This is a genomic window from Pseudomonas sp. (assembly GCF_026224925.1).
Lineage (GTDB): Bacteria > Pseudomonadota > Gammaproteobacteria > Pseudomonadales > Pseudomonadaceae > Aquipseudomonas.
Window position 1 is genome coordinate 1 of record NZ_JAMFRV010000168.1, and the last position, 9,560, is coordinate 9,560.

Consider the following 9,560-nt stretch of genomic DNA (forward strand, 5'->3'; position numbering starts at 1 on the left):
GGTGTTCACCGTCGATGAGCTGATGAGCGATGCCGAGTGGGTTAGTTCTTCCTTTTATCTGTTGTTTTGCCAGCCGCACAACTGCTATCAAATGCTCGGCGCCGATATCCGTATGCCGGATGGCTGCACGGTGCGCTTTCGGATTACCCGGCCACGCGACCATGCGCGCTTTTCCAATGTCGAGCGGACCATGTGCGCCATGCTCTTGCCTCATTTGCGCCGCTCCCTGCACATGCATTCGCTACTGGATCGCAGCGAATCGTTGGGCAACCTGTACTCGCAAACCATCAGCCGTATGGCGGTGGCGACCATCGTCCTCGATGAAAATGGCAGTGTGGTGCAACTGAACTCGGTGGCCCGCGAGATTCTTGACAGCAAGGACGGCATTAAAGTCGTCGGTGGCCGGCTGGAGGCGACTTACCCGAGTGACAATCGTGAACTGCTGCGCCTGGTGCGAAACGCGTTTCAGCGTGCCAGGCAGGGCGGCGCCGGATTGCAGGTAGCCGAGGCCACGTCGATTTCCCGCCCCTCCGGGAAGGTCAGCCTGGGGGTGGTGGTGGAGTTGATCCCGTCGCAGGAGTTGGTCGAGGGTAAGGGGAAACCCACGGTCGTGGTGTATGTGCGCGACGCTGTAAGCAAGTCTTTGCTGAGCACTGTGGTGACCTCGCAGCTGTACAACCTGACGCCTGCAGAAACCGCGTTGGCCCTGGAGCTGGCTAACGGCCTGTCGCTGGAGGAAGCCTCCGAGACGCTGAATATCCGCCGTAACACCGCACGTGCACACCTGCGCTCGATCTTTTCCAAGACCGGTGTCCGACGCCAGACCGAGCTGGTGCGGATCATGCTCAACAGTGTCGTGGCGCTGGGTCAACCGCAGCCGCCAGCAGTGTCGGGTAACGCGCTCCTGCCGGTGGTTTGAGCACCAGAGGGTAACGCCCGCCACGAGGAAAAATGCGTTAGTCCGTGCGGACGATGCTACCGGTTCCATGGGCTGTTGATACTGGATGACCGCTATCGGTAAACAAGGAGAATAAAAATGACCGGCAGTAATCTGGCCTCCAGTTATCCTGTCTCGCGGGCTGCCAGCGCCACTCCCACCTGGGCGCTGGCGTTGCTATTGGGATGCAGTGCAATCGGCACGGCGAATGCCGCGCCGGAAGATGTAGAACACCTGGGCAAGGACTTGACTTGCATGGGTGCTGAGAAGACCGGAAATGCCGACGGCAGCATCCCGCCGTTTAGTGGCAAGTGGCTGGGCGCGCCGCCGCAGGTGGACTTCAAGGGCACCGGAGGCCATCCGATAGACCCGTACCCGGAAGAAAAACCGCTGTTCGTGATTACCGCGGCCAACTTGGCGCAATACAGCGCCTACCTGTCTGATGGGCAGAAAGCCTTGTTCAAGCTGTACCCGGCAACCTACAAGATGCCGATCTACACCGCGCACCGGGATTTCCGTTTCGACGACTCGGTTTGCCAAGCCACCCGCGAGAACGCTAGCGTCGCGCATTTGGTGGATGGCGGTGAAGGGGTGGTGGGCAAAACCGGTGGCACGCCATTTCCGGTACCGCGCAGCGGCCTGGAACTGCTGAAGAATGCCTCGACCTTTACCTTGCGGGCTTGGACCGAGGAATACACCTCCGACAACGCCTATGTGCTCAAGGACGGCAATATCAACTGGGGCCGCGTACATTCGCGCAACCTGGCGCCGGGGCTGGAGCCGGGCAAGATCGGCGATACCGTTGGCAACTCGTCGTTCTACCTCAACGAAACCCTTATGCCGCAACGGGACAAGGGCGAGATCAATACCGGCACCGAGTTCTGGAACGACAAGACCGAGCCTCGTCAAGCCTGGCGTTACGATCCGGGCACCCGCCGCGTGCGGCAGTCGCCGGGTTATGGCTACGACATGTCGTTCCCCGGCAGCGGCGGCTCGATCACCGTGGACGAGGTGCGTCTGTTCAACGGGTCGGGGGAGCGTTATGACTGGAAGATCGTTGGCAAGCGCGAGATGTTCATTCCCTACGACACTTATCGCCTGCATGCGGCCAACCTCAAGTACGCCGACCTGCTGACCCCGGGCCATATCAACCCGGATGCCATGCGTTATGAGCGCCACCGGGTCTGGGAGCTGGAAGGTACCCTCAAGCCAGGCTACCGCCACCTGTACGGCAAACGCAAGCTGTACATCGACGAAGACACCTGGTTCCCGATGCTCGCCGATAACTACGACAACCGTGGCGAGCTGTGGCGGACCTCAATGGTCAACTACTTCTACTCCTACGATAGCCGGCGGCAACAAGCGGGTGTGGGGCTGTACTACGACCTCAATGCTGGCAGCTACTTGGCGTTCAACCTGATTAACGAACAGCACAACGGCTACCAGTTGAATAAGCCGGGCGTCAACCCGCGCGATTTCGGCCCGGAAGCCGCCCGCCGATTCGGTCAGTAGCCATAGGCAGGGGGCCGCCTTGGGGTGGCTCTTAGTGTGGGACAGCGGGGGCGACCCGGCGAATATCCATTGATAGCGATTCTTGTTTGGTCTAGTCCAAGTGAAGGATGAGTACCTTGCCGGGGCGCGCAATGATATCTGCCATGGATCGCCCTTTTTTTACGGGCCATTACTCCCAGAGTTTCCAACAGAGGAACAATAATAATGACGAAACTCGCTGAAATCAGCATCGATAACGCCCAGCGTACTCACCGTTACGCGCGTGGTTGGCACTGCCTGGGCGTGGCCGACGAGTACCGCGATGGCAAGTTGCATAGCCTGAACGTTTTTGGCACCCGCCTGGTAGCGTTTGCCAACAGCCAGGGCGCCATCAGCATTCTCGACGCCCATTGTCCGCACATGGGCGCCGACCTGTCCCAAGGCACCATCGAGAACGACACCGTGGTGTGCCCGTTCCACCACTGGAAATATGACACCAGCGGTAAATGCGTGGAGATCCCTTACTGCAAGCGCATTCCACCCAAAGCCAAGACTCGCAGCTGGTTGACCTGTGAGGAAAACAACCTGTTGTTCGTCTGGAACAACCCAGAAGGCCGTCCGCCCAAGGAAGGTGTGGTTATTCCGCATTTAGCCGAGATGGACGATGGAGACTGGATTCACGAATGGAACATCGACACCATGCTGATCGAAACCAACCCACGGGAGTTGGTCGATAACTTGGTGGACGCTCAGCACTTCGGGCCGGTACATGGTACTCCGACCAAGTACTTCACCAATATCTTCGAAGGACACATCGGCCATCAGATTTTCCACGGTGACTCAGAACGCTTGGGCGGTGACCTGATCGCGCCCTCGGCCTACTACGGTCCAGCAACGCACTTCACTCACCTCAGCTCGATGTTCGGTGACGCCCGGGTACACGCCATTTTGCTCAACAGCCATGTGCCGGTCACCCCGAACAGCTTTTTGTTGCGCTTTGGTTGCATGGTCAAGCGGGTGCCTGGTTGGAGTGAGGAGCAGAACCAAGAATTGGCCAATGCCTATGTTATGGGTAACCGCGATTCGTTCTACCAGGACGTGGTTATCTGGAAGCATAAAATCCGCATCGATAAGCCGGTGCTGGCGGAAAACGACGGCCCGGTCTACCAGTTGCGCGAGTGGTATGAACAGTTTTTCACCGACGAGGATCAGGTGCCAGCGAGCATGGCTGAACGTCGTGAAATTGTGACTGTCGACGAGCGCTGAGGTACCAGAAGCCTCTCAAGAGAATAGCTAGCCGCCTCGCTATCTCTTGGAGAGGCTCGCCAGGAAAGAAGTAGCTTGCCTGCAGCACAAGCAGGTGCCGTTCCAAGGGTTATGAGAGCACTAATAATGAAAATAAAAAGTCATCTTGCCTATTACATGTCTCTGTCGTTCCTGGTTGTTCTGATGCTTGCGGCATTTATAGCGGTCCCGCCCGATCCGCGAAGCGTTAAGGGTTGTAAGCAGTCTTCGTACTGCGTCGTCACGATCCCTAGCTTTTACAGCTGGCCGAGCTTCCGCTAAGGACTGATCGCGGGTTGCTGGTTAGTGACCACCAGCAACTTGTTGCTCGGAGTGAACCCCAATAGTGAGCATGAGTTGATTCGTGCTCATATTGGTGTGGGCGCAGATTACTCAATAACCCCTACCGGCTCATGATTCCCTTCACGCTTGGGGCTTTTGATGATCAACAACAGCGGCATGACAGCCAGAGACAACACCATCAGAAGCTTGAAGTCATCTATATAGGCAACCCAACTGGCCTGCACCGTAATCATCGCGTCTAGTGCTGCGCGGCCGCTCGCGATCGTCGGGTCCAGGTAACTCTTGATTGCCCAGGCATCGAAGGCTCGATTAAACGGAGTGACGTAGGCGCCGATTTCCGCATGATTGACCTGGATGTTTTGGGTGAGCAGAACGGTAACGATGGAAATCCCTACACTGGAGCCGACATTTCGCGACAGGCTGTACAGACCAGTGCCTTCTGCGCGCAACGAGGCTGGCAACGTCGCGAAGGCCACCGTTGTCAATGGCACAAACAGCATCCCAAGGCTGGTGCCTTGAATGAACCCGACATAGATGATGGTTTGCATCGACACGTCGGGCGTCCATCCGGTCATCAAGCCCATGGACAATGCCGAGAGCCCAAGCCCTACCAGCAGCAACAGGCGTGTATCGACCTTGCCCAGTAGTCTGCCAGCGAGAAACATGGTCAGCATGGTGCCCAGGCCACGCGGCCCCATGACCATACCCGCCGTTAGCACCGGATAGCCCATCAGGGTTTGCAGGTAGGGGGTCATCAGCGCCAGCGACGCTAGGTAGGTAATCCCGATGATAAAAATAAAGACGATGCTGATCGAAAAGTTACGGTCCTTGAACAGCTGGGGGCTGATGAAGGGCTTATCGGTAGTGAAGGTATGTACTAAAAACACGTACACAGCCGCAACGGCGATCACGGCTTCAATCAGGATTTCTCCGGAGGAGAACCAACCCAGTTGCTCGCCGCGATCCAAAAATAGTTGAACCGCCATGATCGCCACACTCAGTGAACCAAAGCCCAGCCAGTCCAGGCGTGACGATGTGTCGGTGGGCGTTTCGCGGACGTAGTAGAAAATCCCGGCCAGCGCCAACAAGCCAATGGGCAGATTGATGAAGAACACCCACCGCCAACTGTAATTTTCGGTCAACCAGCCGCCCAGCATCGGGCCCAACACCGGGCCGACCATGACCGAGACACCGAACAGCGCCATGGCCGAACCGCGCTCCTTGAGACTATAGATATCGAGCAGAATGCCCTGGGACAGGGGCACTAACGCAGCGCCCGCAAGACCTTGCAGCAGACGAAACAGGATGATTTGTTCCAGCGACTGCGCCAGACCACAAAGAATCGACGAGACGACGAAGCCGACAATCGACCATAGCAGCACTCGTTTGCGGCCAAATCGTCTTGCCAGAAAGGCAGATGGCGGGGTCATGATCGCGGCGGCGACGATGTAGGAAGTCAACACCCAGTTGATCTGGTCAGTACTGGCCGAGATGCTGCCTTGCATGTAGGGCAGGGCGACGTTGGCAATCGTGGTATCCAGCGCCTGCATGATCACCGCCAGCACCACGCAGGCGGTGATCATTGCGCGATTGGCCACCGGTTCAGTCGCTGCCGGATCACTCATGGGCTGTGCCCTTGCTGGCAAACAACCCTGTGAACATTTCCGGAAGGCCTCGGGCCTGCCCGGTATTGATCTGCGCTTCGACACTCATACCGGTGCGCAACGGCGGTTTGTTGCCTGCATCGTCGATGCTAATACGTACGGGTATGCGTTGCACCACCTTGACCCAGTTGCCAGTAGTATTTTGCGCGGGCAGCAACGAGAAGCTGGAGCCGGACGCAGGGCTGATGCTTTCGACGGTGCCGTGCCATTCCACACCGGGGTAACTGTCGACGCTGATGTCGACGGGCTGGCCGGGCTTCATGTGGGTCAGTTCAGTTTCCTTAGGCGAGGCTGCGATCCACAGGTGATCGGCAGAGACCAGGCTGATACCGGATTGAGGTGGTTGTAGGTAAGAGCCCACTTGCAGCGAATCAACATTGGTCACGATGCCGTCGAAGGAGGCCCGGACCACTGAGTTGGTCAGGTTGCGCTGGGCTTCGTCGACGGCTGCTTGAGCCTGAAGATAGGTCGGTTGTTGTTCGACAGCTGTCTCGACATGGCCACCCAATTGCGCGAGCACCATCTGCGCCGTGGCCTTGGCGACGGCTATCTTTTGCCGGGTACTGTCCAGTGCATGCTTGGCGTCGTCGTAAGTGGTTTTGGACACCGCAGAGACGCTGATCAGGGTTTGCTGGCGCTGGAAACTGGTCTGGTAATACGGCAGGTCGACTTGCGCCTGATCGATTTCGGCCAGTGCCTGGTTGTAGCTGGCTTTTAGATTGAGGATCTGGTTGCGCACATTACCCAACTGCGCCTTGGCACTGGCTAGCGCTATCTGAAAGGGTTCTGGCTTTAGAGTGAACAGCACCTGACCTTGGCTGACTCGCTGATTGTCCTTGACCTCAACCGACGCGACGAGGCCCGAGACATCCGTAGACACACCCACGTGATCGGCCTGGATGTAGGCGTTATCGGTGGTAATGATCTGTCCTCCCGTGACATACAGGTAGCCGCCCACCAACAGTGCTATCGGCAGCATTGCAAACAGTGCAATCCGTATGTGCTGCCGTTGTGGGCGGGCAGGGGCAGTGTCGATCCGTGCTTCCACTTTTTGATCAATAGGTTGGCGCGACTCAGATGGAGAAGGGCCTTCCGAGCGTGCGACCTCTGGTGTCTCAGGATGTTCTCGGGGTGACTTCAGGCGCTGATCAACCATGACGAAGGGTCTCCTCGTCGATGGGGCGACTGCAAGCTTCAATCAGGTTAGCCCTCACACGCGTCATCATCTGTAGCAAAAGCTGAGTCTCGTCCTCAGAAAATCCAGCCGTTGCTTCTTGACGCGTTGTTTGACCCATTCCGCGCATGAGCTCCAGCAGCGGATGGGCCTGCTCGGTCAAATACAGCAAGGAAAGGCGCCGATCTGTGGCGTGGCTACGTCGTTCGATCAAGCCGCGTTCAGCCATCTTGTCCAGCAAGCGCACTAGGGTGATCGATTCCAGCTCCAACAAGTCCGCAAGGCCTTTTTGATGAATGCCTTCATGGGTCGCGAGCATGGCCAACACCTGCCATTGCGAACGGGTAAGGCCGACGTGTCGAGCACGTTGCTCGAAGCGCTTACGCATCAGTCTAGCGCTGTCGTGCATGGCGAAACCGAGTGTCAGGGTGTCAGTCATGATGAAGCCTGTAACTAAAAAAGTTAGCTTATGATAGTTGAGCTTGTAATTAGGATGCTATCTATATTTTGATGGCATTTGAAGAAGATTTTTCCTCGGCGGCTTCTTGGTGAAGCGAGGCAAAACGGGAGTAAATCGACGGTGCGTACCGACCCCACGTTGGCTTTTTGTGCATCCTGACTACACTGATAAGCGAATATGAATCTGGCGCCTCGGTCATTTTGTGCACTGCGATTAGCTGCTGGAAACTCGCCACCGCTGGCGCGCCCGACTGAGAGAGCAAGTCATGAAAGAGTCAAATGCAGCGCGCTCGCCGTCTCTGACACAGAGCCCTGCCTGGAAAGCGCTACAGGTGCATTATCAGGCGGTGCACAAACTGCACCTGCGACAATTGTTTGGCGACGATCCTAAACGTGGCGAGCGCTTCAGCGCGCAAGCGTGCGGACTTTACCTCGATTACTCAAAAAACCGCGTCACCGATGAAACGATTCATTTGCTCCTGCAACTGGCTGAGGCGCGTGGCTTGCGCGAACGCATCGAAGCGATGTTCACGGGCCAGAAAATTAATGTGACGGAGCAACGTGCGGTACTTCACATCGCGCTGCGCGCACCCAAGGAGGCGCACATTGTGGTCGATGGCATCGACATCGTGCCGGAAGTACACACGATGCTCGATAAAATGGCTGATTTTGCGCGCAAAATTCGGGGTGGTGAATGGCTGGGTTTTACAGGCCTGCCGATCCGCAATGTGGTCAATATTGGTATAGGCGGCTCTGATCTCGGGCCGGAGATGGCCTATGAGGCGTTGCGTCATTACTCTCAGCGCAACCTGACACTCCGATTCATTTCGAATGTCGACGGTACTGATTTTGTCGAGGCGACACGCGATCTTGACCCCGCAGAAACGCTGTTTATTGTCTGCTCGAAAACCTTCAAAACACTCGAGACATTGACCAACGCCCAAACCGCGCGCGCTTGGGTTTTAAGCAAATTCGAAAATGAGCAGGCAATAGCGAAGCATTTTGTTGCCGTGTCGACCAATGCCGAGGCGGTTACCCAGTTCGGCATCGATACCCAGCATATGTTTCGCCTTTGGGATTGGGATGGTGGTCGCTACTCGATGGATTCGGCGATAGGTTTGTCGACGATGGTGGCCATCGGGTCGGAAAATTTCCGCGCAATGCTGTCCGGCTTTCATGCCATGGACCAGCACTTTCGCAGCGCACCGTTTGAGCAAAATCTACCGGTCCTGATGGGGTTGCTCGCCGTGTGGTACAACAATTTCTTCGGCGCCCAAACCGTCGCGGTGTTGCCCTATGAGCAATACTTGAAGCGCTTTCCGGCCTATCTGCAGCAATTGACAATGGAGAGCAATGGCAAACACGTCACGCTCGATGGCGCCCGCGTCGATTATCCAACGGGCCCCGTCTATTGGGGTGAGCCCGGCACCAATGGCCAGCATTCGTTCTATCAGCTTATCCATCAAGGTACGTCGTTGATCCCGTGTGACTTTATCGGTTTCTGCCAGGCATTAAATACCTTACAGCCGCACCACGATCTGTTGATGGCGAATCTGTTCGCCCAAACTGAGGCGCTTGCTTTCGGTAGAACGCAAGCAGAAGTCAAAGCGGCGGGAGTACCTGACTGGCTAGTGCCGCATCGCACCTTTGAAGGCAACCACCCCACCAACACCCTACTAGCCGAACGGCTGACGCCGGAAACGTTGGGGAGTCTTGTGGCACTTTATGAGCACAGTGTCTTTACCCAAGGAGCGATCTGGAACATCGATTCATTCGATCAGTGGGGCGTTGAGCTCGGCAAGTCGATGGCGCAGAAAACCCTCCCTGAGTTGACCGACGATGCTGAGCCCTTGCTAAAACATGACAGCTCGACCAATGCGCTTATCCGACGCTACCGTCAACACAGACAAGGGCAATCATGATCCGCATGGTCGATATTGGAACGCCGATTCCGCTATTAACAAGGGGTTGAGTATGAATGCGCAAGCGCTAATAGACACCGCAAGGAGACTGGTCTCAGGCGACAAAGGGTTGCTGGCCATGGACGAAAGCAACCCCACATGTAACCGGCGCTTTGCCCAGTTGGGTATTCCTCAGACCGAGGAGACCCGGCGCGCCTATCGGGAGCTAATTGTGACCACGCCAGGTCTTGGTAAATACCTCAATGGTGCAATTCTCTACGATGAAACAATCCGCCAGCGAACAAAAGATGGCTCCTCATTTAGCGACGCCCTGAGCGGCGCGGGCA

The 9,560-nt window shown here is 56.7% G+C and carries 8 protein-coding genes; 5 read left to right on the forward strand and 3 right to left on the reverse strand.

The annotated features are described in order from the left end of the window. From M0974_RS07150 to M0974_RS07160, 3 genes are all read left to right on the forward strand, one after another. Nucleotides 1-919: LuxR C-terminal-related transcriptional regulator (locus M0974_RS07150; protein ID WP_297834608.1), on the forward strand; the 919-nt coding region annotated here is incomplete at its 5' end. A 117-nt stretch (nucleotides 920-1,036) separates the two neighbouring features. Beyond that, nucleotides 1,037-2,449: a DUF1329 domain-containing protein gene (locus tag M0974_RS07155; RefSeq protein WP_297834609.1), complete on the forward strand. Its 1,413-nt coding sequence runs from the start codon at nucleotides 1,037-1,039 to the stop codon at nucleotides 2,447-2,449. 204 nt (nucleotides 2,450-2,653) lie between these two features. Beyond that, entirely contained in the window at nucleotides 2,654-3,694 is a 1,041-nt protein-coding gene (locus tag M0974_RS07160) for a Rieske 2Fe-2S domain-containing protein (protein WP_297834611.1), read from the forward strand. Nucleotides 3,695-4,101: 407 nt separating this feature from the next. Here the strand turns inward: M0974_RS07160 and M0974_RS07165 are convergent, their stop codons facing one another. Genes M0974_RS07165 through M0974_RS07175 form a run of 3 tightly spaced genes read right to left on the reverse strand, consistent with a single transcriptional unit; the run spans nucleotide 4,102 to nucleotide 7,292 of the window. Next, complete coding sequence (locus tag M0974_RS07165; protein ID WP_297834613.1) at nucleotides 4,102-5,640, reverse strand: DHA2 family efflux MFS transporter permease subunit; 1,539 nt, start codon at nucleotides 5,638-5,640, stop codon at nucleotides 4,102-4,104. Next, the gene (locus M0974_RS07170) at nucleotides 5,633-6,835 is read right to left on the reverse strand and encodes an HlyD family secretion protein (protein ID WP_297834615.1); all 1,203 of its coding nucleotides are present in this window, start codon (nucleotides 6,833-6,835) and stop codon (nucleotides 5,633-5,635) included. Before M0974_RS07170 ends, M0974_RS07165 begins: the two co-directional genes overlap by 8 nt. Next, nucleotides 6,828-7,292, reverse strand: a complete 465-nt coding sequence (locus M0974_RS07175) for a MarR family winged helix-turn-helix transcriptional regulator (protein ID WP_297834617.1) — start codon at nucleotides 7,290-7,292, stop codon at nucleotides 6,828-6,830. The genes M0974_RS07170 and M0974_RS07175 overlap by 8 nt, the downstream gene beginning before the upstream one ends. Before the next feature lie 286 nt (nucleotides 7,293-7,578). On the opposite strand from M0974_RS07175, the gene pgi reads away from it, so the two are divergent. Together pgi and M0974_RS07185 are read left to right on the forward strand one after the other, a co-directional pair. Continuing rightward, nucleotides 7,579-9,234 (forward strand): glucose-6-phosphate isomerase, encoded by a 1,656-nt coding sequence (pgi, locus tag M0974_RS07180; RefSeq protein WP_297834620.1) that lies wholly within the window; start codon nucleotides 7,579-7,581, stop codon nucleotides 9,232-9,234. A 52-nt stretch (nucleotides 9,235-9,286) separates the two neighbouring features. Beyond that, nucleotides 9,287-9,560: class I fructose-bisphosphate aldolase (locus M0974_RS07185; protein WP_297834623.1), on the forward strand; the 274-nt coding region annotated here is incomplete at its 3' end.

What these genes read in the sequence shown, in the direction of transcription:
- M0974_RS07160 (WP_297834611.1), top strand. Translation starts at nt 2,654, where the DNA reads ATGACGAAACTCGCTGAAATCAGCATCGATAACGCCCAGCGTACTCAC.
- M0974_RS07155 (WP_297834609.1), top strand. Translation starts at nt 1,037, where the DNA reads ATGACCGGCAGTAATCTGGCCTCCAGTTATCCTGTCTCGCGGGCTGCC.
- M0974_RS07175 (WP_297834617.1), bottom strand. Translation starts at nt 7,292, where the DNA reads ATGACTGACACCCTGACACTCGGTTTCGCCATGCACGACAGCGCTAGA.
- pgi (WP_297834620.1), top strand. Translation starts at nt 7,579, where the DNA reads ATGAAAGAGTCAAATGCAGCGCGCTCGCCGTCTCTGACACAGAGCCCT.
- M0974_RS07165 (WP_297834613.1), bottom strand. Translation starts at nt 5,640, where the DNA reads ATGAGTGATCCGGCAGCGACTGAACCGGTGGCCAATCGCGCAATGATC.
- M0974_RS07170 (WP_297834615.1), bottom strand. Translation starts at nt 6,835, where the DNA reads ATGGTTGATCAGCGCCTGAAGTCACCCCGAGAACATCCTGAGACACCA.